The organism is Leisingera sp. S232 (genome assembly GCF_049800895.1).
Taxonomy (GTDB): Bacteria; Pseudomonadota; Alphaproteobacteria; order Rhodobacterales; family Rhodobacteraceae; genus Leisingera.
Window position 1 is genome coordinate 15,899 of the sequence record NZ_JBNAFX010000018.1, and the last position, 15,751, is coordinate 31,649.

The following is a 15,751-nucleotide window of genomic DNA, read 5'->3' on the forward strand; positions in this document are numbered from 1 at the left end:
CCTTAGGTGGTGGCTGCTTTGTCATTATGCGAGGCACCGGTGGCGTCGCGCCAGTGGCGGCGGCAGAGCGAGACATAGGTTTCATTGCCGCCGATCTGCACCTGGTCACCCTCGGTCAGGACCCGGCCCTGGTCATCCTGGCGGACCACCATGGTGGCCTTCTTGCCGCAGTGGCAGATGGTGCGCACTTCGCGCATCTCATCTGCCAGCGCCAGCAGGGTGGCGGAGCCGGGGAAGAGGTTGCCCTGAAAATCCACCCGTAGGCCGTAACACAGCACCGGCACCCGCAGGTCGTCGACCACGCGGGCCAGTTGCCAGACCTGATCCGGCTCCAGGAACTGCGCCTCGTCGACAAAAACCGCGGCCAGCGGCCGTTGGGCCAGGCGCTGCTCGGTGCGGGAAAACAGGTCGTCTCCTGCGGCAAACATGTCCGCCTCCTCGCCAATGCCGATGCGCGAGGCGATTCTGCCGGTGCCGGCACGGTTATCCAGCCGGGCGGTTAGCAGATAGGTCTCCATGTTGTTTTCGCGGTAATTGTGCGATGCCTGCAGCAGCACTGTCGATTTGCCCGCGTTCATGGTCGAATAGTTGAAGTAAAGCTTGGCCATGGCGGGCGGTTTACCTGTGTGTGGCCGTCAGGGAAACTGCTTTCTTGGGAGAGTGGCAGGACCTGCGGGGCCCGATGAGGCTCACCGGGGCAGACGCGGCCAGGGTGGAACAAAACCCCTTTTGGCGGCCATCGCCATTCGCCCCGGAGAGCACAAGTTCCGGGCAGACCAATTACCCTGCCGACAGGACGTCACTCACCCATCCTGCCTTGCACTGGACAACAGATGCCAAATTGCACCATGTCACTTGCTAAATCCCTGAAAACCTGAGGGATGGATAAGGTATCGCAATTCCTCTACAAGTCAGAAATGGGAAAACAATCAGTTCGTTCCCCTAAGGGGCGGCGGGCAACCAGGTGGGACGTATATGGCTGAAATCGGGACGTATCTGAAGAAGCACACCGAAGCGCTGGTGAAGGATGTCGGCATCGAAGCCGCCTGCCAGATCACCGGCAAGTCGAAAGCGACGCTGGGGCGCTACTATTCGGATAATGCAGAACATGCCGACCGGTTCATGCCGGTTGATGCCGTGGCCAAGCTGGAAAGCGCTTCTTCGTTTCCGCATGTGACATCGGCACTGGCGGATCTGAAGAACATCACGCTGTCCTACAATGGCAACGGCAGTGCCGAGGAAACTGGCCGCAGCGGCGGGGTGAATGCCGATGTGATTGCGCTGAGCCAGCGGTTTGCCCAGTTGATGTGCGAATACCAGGCCGCCATGGAAGATGGTATCATCACCGTGAATGAGGCCAAGCGTCTGTTGCGGGAAACGGTGCTGCTGCAGCAGGTGCTCCTGGATATGAAGCTGCATCTGGAAGAAGAAAGCGGCTGATATGCCGGGCTAGAGCGATCTGCCGAGGATCGCTTAAGGTCATCTGTACAAGACAATCGCAGGCCTGCGGGTCGGCTGGGTGCTGCGGTGCGGATGCTGGACGCCTTGGGCTGTGAGAGACGGTCCTGCAAATGCACCCGGCTTGCTTTTGCAGGAGAATGTCGGCGCGGCAGGCCATCCCTTGACAAGATGCTGGCGGAGGCGAAAGTCTCGTGACTGGTGCGCGGCTGCGCGAAACATCCGACAAGCTGGTGTTCTGAAACTCTGGAGAATGTCGCAGAAGCGCGCCAACGGGGCGGCAAAGCAGATCGCTCTGCCCGTAGCCGGATGAAAAAAGCCCCGGATGGCCGGGGCTTTGGTGTTCAGATCAGCGGGATCAGAGGCACGTCGCAGGCGGCGAGTGCCAGCAGGGCGGTCAGGAGAATGGGCAGGCGCATTCGGGCGCTCCTTTTTGCTGCTCGGGTCCTGGGTGACTATGCCGCGGGGCAGGGGCCCCGACAAGACCCGTTGCAGGTTCGCGGCATGAAATGGGGTTTGACCCTGTTAAAGAATTGGGCGGCGCCTGCTGCGGCGGTTAGGCGTTTGTTAAGGCTCATTTGTGCCGCATTTGGGTCGCGAAGTTACCGTCCTTGGGCAGAAACCCAGCGGAAACAGGGGAAAACTTATGCGAAGCTCCTAATATAGCTCTTAAGCTTTTCCGGGGTTTTTAAGGGTTTTTTCCGAAATCTGTTTGGGTGTGTTAACAAAATAAGGGGCTTCAGGCGACCGGGTTGCGGCCTGAAGACTGGCTGTTAACCCTCTGTTAACTTTGTCTCATTCTCCACATCTTTCTGACAGAGCGGCTCCACAGCGGGCCGCAATCCGGCCTCAGGCATCTCTGAGGATGGCTTCGTGGGAACATGGAGTGGATCATGAGATATCTGGCAAAAATTGCCGCTGCGGCGCTGCTCGCCTGTAGCGCTGGAACAGTCGCCGCGGATGGGGCGCAATCTGTTGATGGCTGGGAGGCCGTAGGGCGGCTGAACATTGGCGGGCGCAGCATGTGCACGGCCAGCCTGATAGCGCCGGATCTGGTGCTGACAGCTGCGCATTGCATGTATGACATCCGCAGTGGCCGGACGGTAAAGCCGCTCAGCATCCGGTTTGAGGCGGGGCTGAACGGCCGCCGCTCCAAGGCTGTGCGGCGGGTTGTTCAGGTGGCGATCCATGCGGATTACCGGCATGGCCAGGTCAGCCAGTTCCGCACCGGCACCGATCTGGCGGTGCTGCGGCTGGAGAAGCCGATCAGTTCCGACGTCATCCGCCCGCTGGTACTGGCTGCAGCGCCGGTGCAGGGCGCTCGGGTGGACGTGATGTCCTATTCCCACCGCAATGCCACCAGACCGAAGCTGCAGAGCGCCTGCCAGGTGCTGGTGGCGCGGCAGGCATCTCTGATCACAACCTGCAAAGTGGATTTTGGCGCTTCGGGGTCTCCGGTGCTGCAACTGCGCCCGGGCCGCGCGCCGCAGCTGGTGTCGGTGATCTCTTCACGGGCGCGGATGGGCGGCAGGGGTGTTTCGCTGGCTGCGCCGCTGGGGCATTCGCTGCAGGCGTTGATGCGCAGGGCAGGCTGATTTCACTGGAGATGTCCCAGGAGCGGCTCGTTCCTTAACGCCGCTCTCTCCAACGGCAAAAGCCCCGGGTGTTCCGGGGCTTTTGCTGTCTTTCGGTGTCCGGGTGTGACGCCGGACGGGGGTGTGATCAGCCCTGCAAGCTTTTCACCTCGACGTCCCCTTCGGCCTGCGCCTTGATCGCGCGGGCGGCAGCATTGGAACCGGCCGCGGTGGTGAAGTAGGGGATCTTGTCATACAGCGCGACCGAGCGCATTTCCTTGCTGTCCTCGACCGCCTGTGCGCCTTCGGTGGTGTTCATCAGCAGCTGAACATCGCCGTCCTTCAGCATGTCCACCACATGCGGGCGACCCTCATAGACCTTGTTGACCAGCTCACAGGCGACGCCCTGGCTGTCCAGCCAGGTCTGGGTGCCGCGGGTGGCGACCAGGGTAAAGCCCTGTTCCACCAGGATCTGCGCCGCTTCCAGCATCAGCTGACCCTTGTCAGCGTCCTTGATCGAGATGAAGGCGCGACCAGAGGAGGGCAGAACCATGCCTGCGCCCATCTGCGCCTTGAGGAAGGCGCGGGCAAAGGAGCGGTCCCAGCCCATGACTTCGCCGGTGGAGCGCATTTCCGGCCCCAAGATGGTGTCGACGCCCGGGAAGCGGGCAAAGGGCAGCACCGCTTCCTTGACCGAGAACCAGGGCATGTCCGGGTCTGCCAGCGTCATCGGGTCCGCCATCGGGGTGTTGACGTCATAGCCTGCGTCCGGCTCATAAGGCGCGCGCATCGGGAAGTTGGTCAGCGGCTCGCCCGCCATCACCCGGGCGGCGATGGAGGCGATGGCGCTGTCGGTGGCCTTGGCCACAAACGGCACGGTGCGCGAGGCGCGCGGGTTCACCTCGATCAGGAAGATCTCTTCCTTCCCGTCTTCATTGGGTTTGATCGCGAACTGGACGTTCATCAGGCCAACCACATTCAGCGCCAATGCCAGGGCGTTGGTCTGGACCTTGATCTGCTCGATCATGTCTTTTGCGAGCGAGTAGGGCGGCAAGCTGCAGGCGCTGTCGCCCGAGTGCACGCCAGCCTCTTCGATGTGCTGCATGATGCCGGTCACATGCACGTCCTTGCCATCGCAAAGCGCATCCACGTCCAGTTCAACGGCGCCGGCCAGGTAGCTGTCGAGCAGCACCGGGCTGTCGCCGGAAACCACCACCGCCTCGGCGATATAGCGCTTTAGCTGATCCATGTCGCGGACGATTTCCATTGCGCGGCCGCCCAGCACGTAGGACGGGCGGATCACCAGCGGAAAGCCGATGTCCTCGGCAATCGCCAGCGCCTGTTCATCGGTAGCGGCGATGCCGTTCTTCGGCTGCTTCAGGCCCAGCTGGTTGACCAGTGCCTGGAACCGCTCGCGGTCTTCGGCCAGGTCGATGGCGTCCGGTGAGGTGCCCAGGATCGGGATGCCTTCCTCTTCCAGCGCATTGGCCAGTTTCAGCGGGGTCTGGCCGCCGAATTGCACGATGACGCCGTGCAGGGTGCCGTTGTCCTGTTCGACGCGCAGGATTTCCATCACATGTTCGAATGTCAGCGGTTCGAAATACAGCCGGTCCGAAGTGTCATAGTCGGTCGACACGGTTTCCGGGTTACAGTTGATCATGATGGTTTCATAACCCGCGCCGGTCAGCGCAAAGCAGGCGTGGCAGCAGCAATAGTCGAACTCGATACCCTGGCCGATCCGGTTGGGGCCGCCGCCCAGAATGACGACTTTCTTCTTGTCCGAAGGCCGTGCCTCGCATTCGACGTCGCCAAAGGCCGGGGCCTCGTAGGTCGAATACATATAGGGCGTTTGCGCTTCGAACTCGGCGGCGCAGGTGTCGATCCGCTTGAAGACCGCGTTGACGCCAACCGCGCGGCGGGCCTTGCGGATGTCGGTTTCGCTTGCGCCGGTCAGAATGGCCAGGCGGGCATCGGTGAAGCCCAGCATCTTGAGTGCGCGCAGGCCGGCTTCATCCGACGGCAGACCGTTTTCCCGGACACCGGCTTCGGCTTCGACGATCTCGCGGATGCGGGCCAGGAACCAGGGGTCGAATTTGGTGACGGCATGGATCTCATCGTCGGACAGGCCATGGCGCATCGCCTGGGCGATGGTACGCATCCGGTCCGGGGTCTGTTTGCCGATGGCTTTGATCACCGGAGCCTTATCGCCTGCGGGTTCCCATGCGCCGACACCGACGCCGTCGATGGCGACTTCATCAAAACCGGTGAGACCCGATTCCATCGAAGCCAGCGCCTTTTGCAAGCTCTCATGGATGGTGCGGCCAATCGCCATTGCCTCGCCCACGGATTTCATGGCGGTGGTCAGATAGGGTTCGGAGCCGGGGAATTTCTCAAAGGCGAATTTCGGGATCTTGGTGACGACATAGTCGATGCTCGGCTCGAACGACGCCGGGGTCACCTTGGTGATGTCGTTGTCCAGCTCGTCCAGGGTGTAGCCCACTGCCAGCTTGGCCGCGATCTTGGCAATCGGGAAGCCGGTGGCCTTGGAAGCCAGCGCCGAGGAACGGCTGACGCGCGGGTTCATTTCGATTACCACCATGCGGCCGTCGGCGGGGTTCACCGCCCATTGCACATTGGAGCCGCCGGTTTCCACGCCGATTTCGCGCAGCACGTTGACCGAGTGGGTCCGCATGATCTGGTATTCTTTGTCAGTCAGCGTCAGCGCAGGTGCAACAGTGATCGAGTCGCCGGTGTGCACGCCCATCGGGTCGACGTTTTCGATGGAACAGACGATGATGGCGTTGTCGGCGGTGTCGCGCACCACTTCCATCTCGTATTCTTTCCAGCCCAGAAGGCTTTCATCGACAAGGATCTGGTTCACCGGCGAAGCATCCATGCCAGAGCGGCAGAAATGGATGTAGTCGTCGCGGTTGTAGGCGACGCCGCCGCCGGTGCCGCCAAGGGTAAAGGCGGGGCGGATAATTGCCGGCAGACCGATTTCATCCAGGTCTTCCAGTGCGATCCGGACGCCCTCGTCCAGATCGGCAGAGCCGTCTTCTTTCTTGGGGGCGGTGACGATTGTGGCCTTGGGGTTTTCGATGCCGAGCCGGTCCATCGCTTCGCGGAACAGCTTGCGGTCTTCGGCCATCTCGATGGCGTCGCGCTTGGCGCCGATCATCTCAACGCCGAATTTCTCCAGCACGCCCATTTCTTCCAGTGCCAGAGAAGTGTTGAGGCCGGTCTGCCCGCCCATGGTCGGCAGCAGCGCGTCGGGGCGCTCTTTCTCGATGATCTTGGCCACCACTTCCGGAGTGATCGGCTCGATATAGGTGGCGTCGGCCAGGCCCGGGTCGGTCATGATGGTCGCCGGGTTGGAGTTCACCAGGATGACCCGGTAACCTTCTTCGCGCAGAGCTTTGCAGGCCTGGGCGCCGGAGTAGTCGAACTCGCAGGCTTGCCCGATGACGATCGGACCGGCTCCGATGATCATGATCGACTGGATGTCGGTTCTTTTAGGCATGGCCATATTCCTTTGATTGACGTGCGGGCAGCTTTGAATCACGGGCGCTAGCATGCGCCCAAATTGTCCTGCGTTATAGGGACCGCGCCGAAAGGTTCAAGGGGTATCGGAAACGGAATTGGAAATGCCGCATCCACCCCCTTTTGTTCGCATAGCGAACAGTTATATGTGAGGCCAAGACCTCAGGGAGTCAAATCCGGTGCGGATTCGTTTTGATCAGGGGCCCAAAGGGGCCGGCTTATGTTTCGACCAGCCGCTGCGCGTGATCCGTGCGGACGGTCCTAAAGAGGTGTCTGCCGCGCTGGCGGCGCTGGATGCGGCGCGGGATGCCGGGCATTGGCTGGCAGGCTATGCCTCTTATGAGCTTGGCTATGCGCTGGAGCCGAAACTGGCGATGCAGATGCCAGAGGACCGGCGGCTGCCGCTGCTGTGTTTCGGGGTTTATGAGGCGCCGCTGCCGCAGAACGCAGAGGGCAGCGCCCGGCCCTTGGAGGGGACAAAAACGCCCTCCCGTGGGGAGGGTCGGGCGCTGCCCGGCCTGCAGCCGGGCTGTGCCGGTTTGGAAGGCATTACACCCCGCTGGAGTTATGAGCGTTACGCCGAGGCCTTCGCTGAAGTGAACCGCAACATCGGCCAAGGTGACATCTATCAGGCTAACCTGACCTTTCCGATTGATGCGGAGGCCTACGGCACCGCAGAAGAGCTTTACGCTGTGCTGCAGGCCAAACAGGCCGTCGGCCATGGCGTTCTGGTGGAACAGGCCGGGCTGCCGGACCTGTTGTCGCGGTCGCCGGAGCTGTTTTTTCGAACTGACGCGGACGGCGTGATCGAGACCCGCCCGATGAAAGGCACCCAGCCCCGCAGCGACGATCCTGTCGAGGACGCCCGCCGTCGGGATTTCCTGCGTCAGGACGAAAAGAACCGCGCCGAGAACCTGATGATCGTGGACCTCTTGCGCAACGATATCTCCCGCGTGGCGCAGACCGGCTCGGTGCATGTGCCGGAATTGTTTGCAGTGGAAAGCTATGCCACCGTGCATCAGATGGTCTCGTTGGTGCGGGCAAAGCTGCGGCCCGACGCCGGGCTGGCAGATATTTTTACTGCACTGTTCCCCTGCGGGTCGATCACCGGCGCGCCCAAGATCCGCGCTATGGAGATCCTGGCAGAGATGGAGCCCTGGGCGCGTGATATCTATTGCGGCACCATCGGTTGGGCCGCGCCAGATGGCGCGTCCGAGTTCAATGTGGCAATTCGCACCCTGATGCTGGAAGACGGCCGCGCGACGCTGAATGTGGGTGGTGGCGTGGTCTGGGACAGCACTGCAGAATCGGAATATGAGGAAGCCTTATGGAAAGCCCGGTTCGCCCGTGTGACGCCATCCAGAACGATCCCGCTTTCCGCCTGATCGAAACGCTGGGCTGGCACCCGGGCGAAGGCTTCCGGCATCAGGCCCAGCATTTGAACCGGATGGGGCGCAGTGCGGCGGTGTTTGGCATCGCCTTTGACACGGCGCAAGCGCAGGCACTCCTGACAAGGGCCACAGGCGCTGTGCCGCTGCGCTGCCGTTTGACCCTGGATGCACAGGGGCAGTTGGCGCTGACCACATCACCCTTGGGAAATAGCCCCTCAGAATGGCGGCTCGGCATCGCAGAGACCCGGCTGCAGGCTGATGATATCTGGCTGCGGCACAAATCCACCCGCCGCGCGCGCTATGATGCCGCGCGGGCGGATCTGCCGGAGGGGGTGGATGAGCTGCTGTTCCTCAATCAATCTGGCGAGGTCTGTGAGGGCACCATCACCAATCTCTTTGTGACCCAGGCGGATGGCCGGGTTGTGACGCCGCCGCTCAGCTGTGGCCTGCTGCCGGGCATCCTGCGGCAGGTGAAGCTGGAGCGCAGGGAGTGTCGGGAGGCGGTTCTTGATCTGCAGGACCTGAAGGATGCGAAAGCCATCCACATGGGCAATTCCCTGCGCGGGCTGATCCCGGTGCGGCTGGTCTGAGAGACAGCGCTCCCGCGGACAACAGTCCTCCTGGCTGGCGCCAGCAGACCTTTGCCCTTGGGCCCGGCAGCGCACCTGCGGTGCGCTGCACGCCGCGCCGCAGGCGCGGCGCCCGGCCCAACCCGTACCGCCTGGTCGCGCCAGCGATGGGGCGAGTAAGGGGCGGGAGATCCCCGCTGAGGAAGCAAACCCGTGGTTTCAGACGACTGACTGCACTGAATTGACCCTGTTTGCTTGACAAGCGCGCTGCAACCTAGTGTACCACCCCGGACGAATTCCGCGCCCTTTTGCGCATTTCCCGAATGACGGTCCCCAAGGACCTGCGACCCGCATAACGAAAGGCCGAGCCATGCACGCCTACCGCAGCCATACCTGCGCCGAACTGAACAAATCCAACGTCGGTGAAACCGTCCGCCTGTCGGGCTGGGTCCACCGCGTCCGCGACCACGGCGGCCTCTTGTTCATCGACCTGCGCGACCACTACGGCGTGACTCAGGTGATGGCCGACCCGGACAGCCCAGTCTTTGCCCAGATCGAGAAGGTCCGCAGCGAATGGTGTATCCGTATCGACGGCAACGTGCTGGCGCGCGACGAGAGCCTGGTGAACCCGAAAATTCCGACCGGCGAGGTCGAAGTCTTCATCCGCGACATCGAGGTGCTGGGTACATCCGAGGAACTGCCGCTGATGGTCTTCGGCGAACAGGAATACCCGGAGGAAACCCGTCTGCGCTACCGCTACCTGGACCTGCGCCGCGAGAAGATGCAGCGCAACATGGTGCTGCGTGCCAATATGATCCAGTCGATCCGCAAGCGCATGTGGGACAAGGGCTTCAACGAATACCAGACGCCGATCATCACCGCCTCCTCCCCAGAGGGCGCGCGCGACTTCCTGGTGCCCTCGCGTCTGCATCCGGGCAAGTTCTACGCGCTGCCGCAGGCGCCGCAGCAATTCAAGCAGCTGATGATGGTGTCGGGCTTTGACAAGTATTTCCAGATTGCGCCCTGTTTCCGCGACGAAGACCCGCGCGCCGACCGCTCGCCCGCCGACTTCTACCAGCTCGACCTGGAGATGTCCTTTGTCACCCAGCAGGATGTCTTTGACACCATCGCACCGGTGATGGCAGGCGTGTTCGAGGAATTCGGGCAGGGTCGCAAAGTGGATGCCGCCGCCGACTGGCCGCAGATCTCCTACAAGGATGCCGCCAAATGGTACGGCACCGACAAGCCGGACCTCAGAAACCCGATCAAGATGCAGGACTGCTCTGAGCATTTCCGCGGCTCCGGTTTTGCGATCTTTGCCAATCTTCTGGAAAACGAAGGCACCGAAATCCGCGCCATCCCGGCGCCGACCGGCGGCAGCCGCAAGTTCTGCGACCGGATGAACAAATTTGCGCAGGGCGAAGGCCTGCCGGGCATGGGCTATATCTTCTGGCGCGACCAGGGCGAAGGCATCGAGGCCGCAGGCCCGCTGGCCAAGAACATCGGCCCCGAGCGCACCGAGGCAATCCGCCAGCAGCTGGACCTGGGCGTGGGCGACGCGGCCTTCTTCCTCGGCGGCAAGCCCAAGACCTTTGAAAGCGTTGCAGGCCGCGCCCGCACCGTGATCGGTGAAGAGTTGGGTCTGATCGACAAGGACCGGTTTGCCTTTGCCTGGATCGTCGACTTCCCGATCTACGAAAAGGACGAGGAAACCGGCAAGATCGATTTCGAGCACAACCCGTTCTCGATGCCGCAGGGCGGTATGGACGCGCTGCTGTCCGATCCGCTGGCGGTCAAGGGTTACCAGTACGATCTGGCCTGCAACGGTTATGAACTGGTTTCGGGCGCGATCCGGAACCACAAACCGGAGATCATGTTCAAGGCCTTCGAAATCGCAGGCTATGGCAAGGAAGAGGTCGAGAAGCGTTTTGGCGGCATGGTCAACGCTTTTCAATACGGCGCCCCGCCACACGGCGGCTGTGCAGCCGGTATCGACCGTATGGTGATGCTGCTGGCCGACGAGGCCAACATCCGCGAGGTCATCATGTTCCCGATGAACCAGCGTGCCGAAGACCTGATGATGTCGGCACCGTCCGAACCGCTGAGCGAACAGCTGATGGAACTGGGTCTGCGCGTGATCCCGCAGGATCAGTAAGTGCTGCAAAGTTTGACAAGGGCCCGGGCAATAGCTCGGGCCTTTTGCATTGGGGGGGGCGGTGAGCCGGGCTTTTGCGAGCAATCCGGATCTGTTTGGCAGGAGGCGTCCTGCGCCGGGAAAGTTTTTGAACCAGTTGCGGCGCAAGCGGCGGAACGCGCGAAAACCTGCGTATCAGAGTAATTTCACCTGTGGGCGCGGGCGGTGATGCTCTAACCTGCCCATGGCAAGACATTCCGGGGAGAGCGCGAAACCATGCAGTTCAACGGCGATTTGGCTGAAATCCGCTTTGGTGCAGGGCTGTCACCCTTGCTGCCGCCGCCGACCTCAGCAGAGCAGATGCTGGAGCGCCTGCACGGCCCGGACACAATGGCGCAGCGGTTTCCTGTCAGCGGTTTTGATGAGGCTGCAGCCAGTGTTCAGGAATACCGCCGGTTGCGCCGGGCGCGCAATCAGCAGCAGAACACAGCCGGGGCCGAGGACGCGCAAAAAGCCTACAAACGCTACCGCCGGTCCCTGAACCGTCTCCGCATCGGCTGGCACAGCCAGCGTCTGCTTCGGATAACCCATTCTAAGGATGCCTTCCGTGAAAGGCTGGCATTGTTCTGGGCCGACCATTTTACAGCGCAGGGCAAGTCTGGGGCGTGGCGGTTCCTGGCGGCGTCTTATGCCGAGACCGCGATTAGGCAGCATGTGGCGGGCCGTTTTGAAGACATGCTGATTGCGGCCGTGACCAGCCCGCTGATGTTGCAATACCTGGACCAGAACCGCTCCTCCGGTCCGGGCAGCCGGGCGTCGGCGCGGCGCAAGCGTCTGAAAGGCTTGAACGAAAACCTCGCTCGCGAAGTGCTGGAGCTGCATACGCTGGGGGTGGATGGCCCTTATCGCCAGCAGGACGTGCAGCAGCTGGCGGAATTGTTCACAGGGCTGAGCCTGTCGAAAGAGGCAGGGTTCGTGTTCAGGCCTGGCATGTCCGAACCCGGTTCCGAAACCGTTCTGGGGGAAATCTATGGCGGCGGCGAGCCGAAGCTGCAGCAGGTTCTGGCGGCTCTGCGCGACCTCGCCCGGCACCCCGCCACCGCACGCCATATTGCCTGGAAACTGGCGGTGCATTTCATCTCTGACACGCCGGAGGCGGCGCTGGTTGATCATCTGGCGTCCCGCTATTTGGAAACGGGGGGAGAGCTGTCGGCGGTTTATGCCGCGCTGCTGGAGCATCCGGCAGCCTGGGCGCCTGACCTGAACAACGTGAAACCGCCGTTTGATTTCGTGGCATCTGCGTGCCGGGCGCTGGCGGTACCGACCGCACATCTGGAGGCCATGAAGCCTGGGCAGATCAACCGGCTGCTGCTGGCGCCGCTCACACCAATGGGGCAGGTTTGGGAGTTTTCCGTCGGACCTGACGGATGGTCCGAGGAAGACAGCGCCTGGGTCACGCCGCAAGCGCTGGCCGCACGGCTGCGCTGGACCATGGCGGCACCGCAGCGGCTTCTGGCGCAGCTGCCGGATCCGCGTGCCTTTGCCGGGGCTGCCTTGGGCGGCTATGCCAACGGCCGGGTCCATTTCGCTGCCAGCGCGGCGGAAACGCATACTGAAGGGGTCGGCCTGGTGCTGTCCTCTCCGGCCTTTCAGCGCCGTTGAGCCGCTAAGCCTTGCACAGGAGATCTTGCAGATGCAGCTGACCCGCCGTTCCCTTCTGACCCATTCTTCTGCTCTGGGGTGTTCGCTGGCGGCCAGTCCGCTGCTGACACCGGTCACTTTTGCTGCGGCCCCATGGGACACCAGACTGGTGGTGATCATCCTGCGCGGCGGCATGGACGCGTTGGATGCGGTGCAGCCCTATGGCGATCCTGACTATGCCGGGCTGCGGCAAAGCCTGAGAGGCGGCCCGGCGGCAGGGGCGGCGGATCTGGACGGATTTTATGCGCTGCACCCGGGACTTGCGCCGCTGCTGCCGCTGTGGCGCGGAGGGGAACTGGCGTTTGTGCAGGCGGTGTCTACTCCTTACCGCGGCCGGCGCAGCCATTTCGATGGCCAGGATTTGCTGGAGGCGGGCACTGCCGGGCTGAGGCAGGCGGAGGGCGGCTGGCTGAACCGACTGCTGCAGCAGATGCCGGGAGCAGAGGCGCGTACGGCCTTTGCCATCGGCCAGGAGCGGATGCTGCTGACGGAGGGAGACGCGCCAGTGTCGCAATGGGCTCCGGGTGCCGGGCTGATGATGAGCCCGCAGGCGGAACGGCTGGCGGCGCTGTTGATGGAGGATGACCCTCTGTTCCACGCTGCCCTGAACGAGGCGCTGGAGCTGACCCGGCAGGACATGGATCTGGAGGCGGCGCAGGACGGTGGCGAAGCTGGAAACGAAGACATGATGATGTCCATGATGACCGCGCCAAAGGGCAAAGTGCATAACGAGGTTGCTGCCTATGCTGCACAGCAGCTGCGCGGCGACACGCGGATTGCTGCCTTCTCGATCAACGGATGGGACACGCATTCTCGGCAGGCCTATGGGCTGAAAAATGCGCTGGGGCGGCTGTCGGAGACGATCCTGACATTGCAGAACGGCCTTGGGCCGGACGTCTGGAGCAAGACAGCGGTGGCTGCGGTGACCGAGTTCGGGCGTACCGTGCGGGAGAACGGCACCGGCGGTACTGATCACGGAACGGGCGGTGCGATGTTGCTGGCAGGCGGTGCCATCCGCGGCGGCCGGGTGCTGGGGCGTTGGCCAGGGCTGGCAGAGGCGGATCTCTATGACCGCCGCGATCTGATGCCAACTGCGGATGTGCGCAGGTCATTGGCCTGGTTGCTGCATGGGCTGACTGGAGCCGGCAAGGGTGGTTTGGAGGCCAATGTATTCCCCGGCCTGGAGATGGGAAGCGACTTGGGGTTGTTGTTGTAGCAGGACATGGCTGGCACCGGCAGCGGCTCCCGCCGGTTCGGCCCGTTCAGGGAACGATCCTCTCCGTTGGGCCCGGCACCGCCCTGCGGGCGGTGCCGGGCCCAAGGTCGCCAAGCGGCACGGCGCCAGCCGGGCAGCTGCGGGCGCGGGAGGGATCGGGGCATGTGGGATTTCTTTCCAGCGCAGCAATGCGGAGGGTCGCCAAGCGCAAGACAGCGGCAGGGCGGGCCCTGCTGGCCGGTGGTCTGTTGCTGGCAGAGGCCGACCGGTTGTGGCCGCGAGAGCGGGCCGCCCTGAGGGCCGCAGCGAGCAGGCTACTGTTGGCGTCGTTGCAGAAACAGGGAGCGGCCCGCAGCAGAGCTGGTCCGGTTGCGGCGTATGGTCCGGGCTTCCAGCCGGACCTGACCATAGAGCACAATGATTAATGTGGCGAGGGCAATGAGATACACTTCGGCCATGTCAGATAGCCGCGCGGCGCTGCAGCCGCTCCTGTACCAGGCCGGCCAGAGTGGCGGCATCCTGGGTCAACGGTTGGCCTTTCTGCCTTGAGCGGGCCAGGCGGTCGGCGGCATCGGCCAGCGGCCGGTCGCCTGCGCTGCGGGCAACGCCGCCCAGGAACTGCGCCAGATAGGCCAGGGTCTTTTCTTCCTGATCCATGTTCATCACCTCGGCCGCATGGGCCATGTCGTCCCTATAGGCCAGCAGGTCGGGTTCTACGGTTTCATCGTTAAGCGCGCGCGGCCCGGCGGGTTGGCGGTCGGCGGGCATGTTTGTCAGCACCGCCTGCTGGAAGGCTGCCAGCGAAGTGATTGGCTTTTCCAGGAAGCCTGCGGCCCCTGCTTCGACTGCAGCATCCGCCATATTGAGGTCTCCGGAGGTGGCCAGGATCACGCTGGGGCGCGGGCTGGCGTCCGCCAGTTCGCGAATCAGGTCGAGGCCAGAGCCGTCCGGCAAGCCCACATCAGCGATCAGCACCGACGGGCGGTAGACCTGAAGATGCCGCCGGGCGGATTTCAGGCAATCAGCGCGTCGGATCCGGGCCCCGCTTCGCAGGCACAGGAGGCGCAGTGCTTCGCAGGCAAAGCGGCTGTCTTCCACGACCAGAATGGTCAGCCCCAAAAGCGGGCGGCGGGTGGTGGGCAGGCGCTGGGCCGCTGCAAACAGTTCCGAATCGTCCATAACATATGCTCCTTGCGGGATATGTTCCGACGCTAGGGATTCGAGGCTAATTAGTCGTTAACGGCGCGTGCGCCACTGCCCGGCTGCTGCGGCCCGTGCGGATTGGCGCACTTGCCGCGGCGCAGCAAAGACCCCATAACCGCGGCGGAGGAATGTTTGTGAGAGGAGCACAACAGAGATGATCGGCCGACTGAACCATGTTGCCATAGCTGTTCCGGATTTGGAGGCGGCTTCGGCGCAGTACCGCAATGCGTTGGGCGCCAAGGTTGGTGACCCCCAGGATGAGCCGGATCACGGCGTCACTGTGGTGTTTATCGAATTGCCCAATACCAAGATCGAGCTTTTGTACCCGCTGGGGGAAAACTCGCCAATCAACGGCTTTCTGGAAAAGAACCCGGCCGGCGGCATCCACCATGTCTGCTATGAGGTCGAGGACATCCTGGCTGCGCGCGACCACCTTCAGGCCGAAGGCGCCCGGGTTCTGGGCAGCGGCGAGCCGAAGATCGGCGCCCATGGCAAGCCGGTGCTGTTCCTGCATCCCAAGGATTTCAACGGCTGCCTGGTGGAACTCGAGGAAGTTTGAGAGTAAGAGCACCCTGTCCCGGCTGCGGGGTAGGGGAAACCACTGGAGGCCTGAGCCATGGGCGTTACATCTGCGATCGTTCTTTATGCGGTGATCTGGTTCATGACCTTTCTGGTGGTCATTCCGATCCGGCTCGAGACGCAGGGCGACAAGGGAGAGGTGGTGCCCGGAACCCATGCAGGCGCACCGGAACAGCATTTTTTGAAGCAGAAGGCCTGGATCACCACCGGGGTGGCCGCACTGCTGTGGGCCGTCATCTGCGGCATCATTCTGTCTGGTGTGATTTCGGTCCGGGATTTTGACTGGATGGGAATGCTCCCCGAGCAGCAGTAAGCCTGTCATTTCCGGTTTTCCGGGCAGTTAGGCTCTCCCGCCGGTTTTGACTGCATTGACATGCAGCCCTCTC

Annotated in this window: 12 protein-coding genes; 9 read left to right on the plus strand and 3 right to left on the minus strand. The window is 62.8% G+C overall.

What is annotated here, in order from left to right; genetic code table 11:
• Nucleotides 1–2: 2 nt before the first annotated feature.
• Nucleotides 3–608, minus strand: coding sequence for a thymidine kinase (locus tag ACP151_RS12185; protein WP_424979171.1), 606 nt, complete (start codon nucleotides 606–608; stop codon nucleotides 3–5).
• A 367-nt stretch (nucleotides 609–975) separates the two neighbouring features.
• Between ACP151_RS12185 and ACP151_RS12190 the strand changes: the two genes are divergently transcribed.
• Nucleotides 976–1,440, plus strand: coding sequence for a hypothetical protein (locus ACP151_RS12190; RefSeq protein ID WP_424979172.1), 465 nt, complete (start codon nucleotides 976–978; stop codon nucleotides 1,438–1,440).
• 911 nt (nucleotides 1,441–2,351) lie between these two features.
• A complete protein-coding gene (locus ACP151_RS12195; protein ID WP_424979173.1) occupies nucleotides 2,352–3,053 on the plus strand; it encodes a trypsin-like serine peptidase in 702 nt (233 codons plus the stop codon).
• Nucleotides 3,054–3,180: 127 nt separating this feature from the next.
• Here the strand turns inward: ACP151_RS12195 and carB are convergent, their stop codons facing one another.
• Nucleotides 3,181–6,552 (minus strand): carbamoyl-phosphate synthase large subunit, encoded by a 3,372-nt coding sequence (gene carB / locus ACP151_RS12200; RefSeq protein WP_424979174.1) that lies wholly within the window; start codon nucleotides 6,550–6,552, stop codon nucleotides 3,181–3,183.
• A gap of 199 nt (nucleotides 6,553–6,751) precedes the next feature.
• Here carB and ACP151_RS12205 point away from each other — a divergent pair, with 199 nt between their 5' ends.
• The 5 genes from ACP151_RS12205 (at nucleotide 6,752) to ACP151_RS12225 (ending at nucleotide 13,583) form a co-directional block, all read left to right on the plus strand.
• Nucleotides 6,752–7,957 (plus strand): aminodeoxychorismate synthase component I, encoded by a 1,206-nt coding sequence (locus tag ACP151_RS12205; RefSeq protein WP_424979175.1) that lies wholly within the window; start codon nucleotides 6,752–6,754, stop codon nucleotides 7,955–7,957.
• Entirely contained in the window at nucleotides 7,900–8,553 is a 654-nt protein-coding gene (locus tag ACP151_RS12210; RefSeq protein ID WP_424979176.1) for an aminotransferase class IV family protein, read from the plus strand. The genes ACP151_RS12205 and ACP151_RS12210 overlap by 58 nt, the downstream gene beginning before the upstream one ends.
• Before the next feature lie 349 nt (nucleotides 8,554–8,902).
• Nucleotides 8,903–10,687 carry an aspartate--tRNA ligase gene (gene aspS, locus ACP151_RS12215; protein WP_424979177.1) on the plus strand — a complete coding sequence of 595 codons (1,785 nt, stop codon included), beginning with the start codon at nucleotides 8,903–8,905 and terminating at the stop codon, nucleotides 10,685–10,687.
• 255 nt (nucleotides 10,688–10,942) lie between these two features.
• Complete coding sequence (locus ACP151_RS12220) at nucleotides 10,943–12,328, plus strand: DUF1800 domain-containing protein (RefSeq protein ID WP_424979178.1); 1,386 nt, start codon at nucleotides 10,943–10,945, stop codon at nucleotides 12,326–12,328.
• Nucleotides 12,329–12,359: 31 nt separating this feature from the next.
• The gene (locus ACP151_RS12225) at nucleotides 12,360–13,583 is read left to right on the plus strand and encodes a DUF1501 domain-containing protein (RefSeq protein ID WP_424979179.1); all 1,224 of its coding nucleotides are present in this window, start codon (nucleotides 12,360–12,362) and stop codon (nucleotides 13,581–13,583) included.
• A gap of 459 nt (nucleotides 13,584–14,042) precedes the next feature.
• On the opposite strand, the gene ACP151_RS12230 is transcribed toward ACP151_RS12225, so the two are convergent.
• Nucleotides 14,043–14,762 (minus strand): response regulator, encoded by a 720-nt coding sequence (locus ACP151_RS12230; RefSeq protein WP_424979180.1) that lies wholly within the window; start codon nucleotides 14,760–14,762, stop codon nucleotides 14,043–14,045.
• Nucleotides 14,763–14,940: 178 nt separating this feature from the next.
• Here ACP151_RS12230 and mce point away from each other — a divergent pair, with 178 nt between their 5' ends.
• Complete coding sequence (gene mce / locus ACP151_RS12235) at nucleotides 14,941–15,345, plus strand: methylmalonyl-CoA epimerase (protein WP_019296058.1); 405 nt, start codon at nucleotides 14,941–14,943, stop codon at nucleotides 15,343–15,345.
• Between the two features lie 57 nt (nucleotides 15,346–15,402).
• Nucleotides 15,403–15,678: a DUF1467 family protein gene (locus ACP151_RS12240; protein WP_424979181.1), complete on the plus strand. Its 276-nt coding sequence runs from the start codon at nucleotides 15,403–15,405 to the stop codon at nucleotides 15,676–15,678.
• The last annotated feature ends 73 nt before the right edge of the window (nucleotides 15,679–15,751 follow it).

Coding starts and splice junctions, on each gene's coding strand:
- ACP151_RS12240 (WP_424979181.1), top strand. CDS start 15,403: ATGGGCGTTACATCTGCGATCGTTCTTTATGCGGTGATCTGGTTCATG.
- aspS (WP_424979177.1), top strand. CDS start 8,903: ATGCACGCCTACCGCAGCCATACCTGCGCCGAACTGAACAAATCCAAC.
- ACP151_RS12195 (WP_424979173.1), top strand. CDS start 2,352: ATGAGATATCTGGCAAAAATTGCCGCTGCGGCGCTGCTCGCCTGTAGC.
- ACP151_RS12230 (WP_424979180.1), bottom strand. CDS start 14,762: ATGGACGATTCGGAACTGTTTGCAGCGGCCCAGCGCCTGCCCACCACC.
- ACP151_RS12220 (WP_424979178.1), top strand. CDS start 10,943: ATGCAGTTCAACGGCGATTTGGCTGAAATCCGCTTTGGTGCAGGGCTG.
- ACP151_RS12225 (WP_424979179.1), top strand. CDS start 12,360: ATGCAGCTGACCCGCCGTTCCCTTCTGACCCATTCTTCTGCTCTGGGG.
- ACP151_RS12210 (WP_424979176.1), top strand. CDS start 7,900: ATGGAAAGCCCGGTTCGCCCGTGTGACGCCATCCAGAACGATCCCGCT.
- carB (WP_424979174.1), bottom strand. CDS start 6,552: ATGCCTAAAAGAACCGACATCCAGTCGATCATGATCATCGGAGCCGGT.
- ACP151_RS12190 (WP_424979172.1), top strand. CDS start 976: ATGGCTGAAATCGGGACGTATCTGAAGAAGCACACCGAAGCGCTGGTG.
- mce (WP_019296058.1), top strand. CDS start 14,941: ATGATCGGCCGACTGAACCATGTTGCCATAGCTGTTCCGGATTTGGAG.
- ACP151_RS12185 (WP_424979171.1), bottom strand. CDS start 608: ATGGCCAAGCTTTACTTCAACTATTCGACCATGAACGCGGGCAAATCG.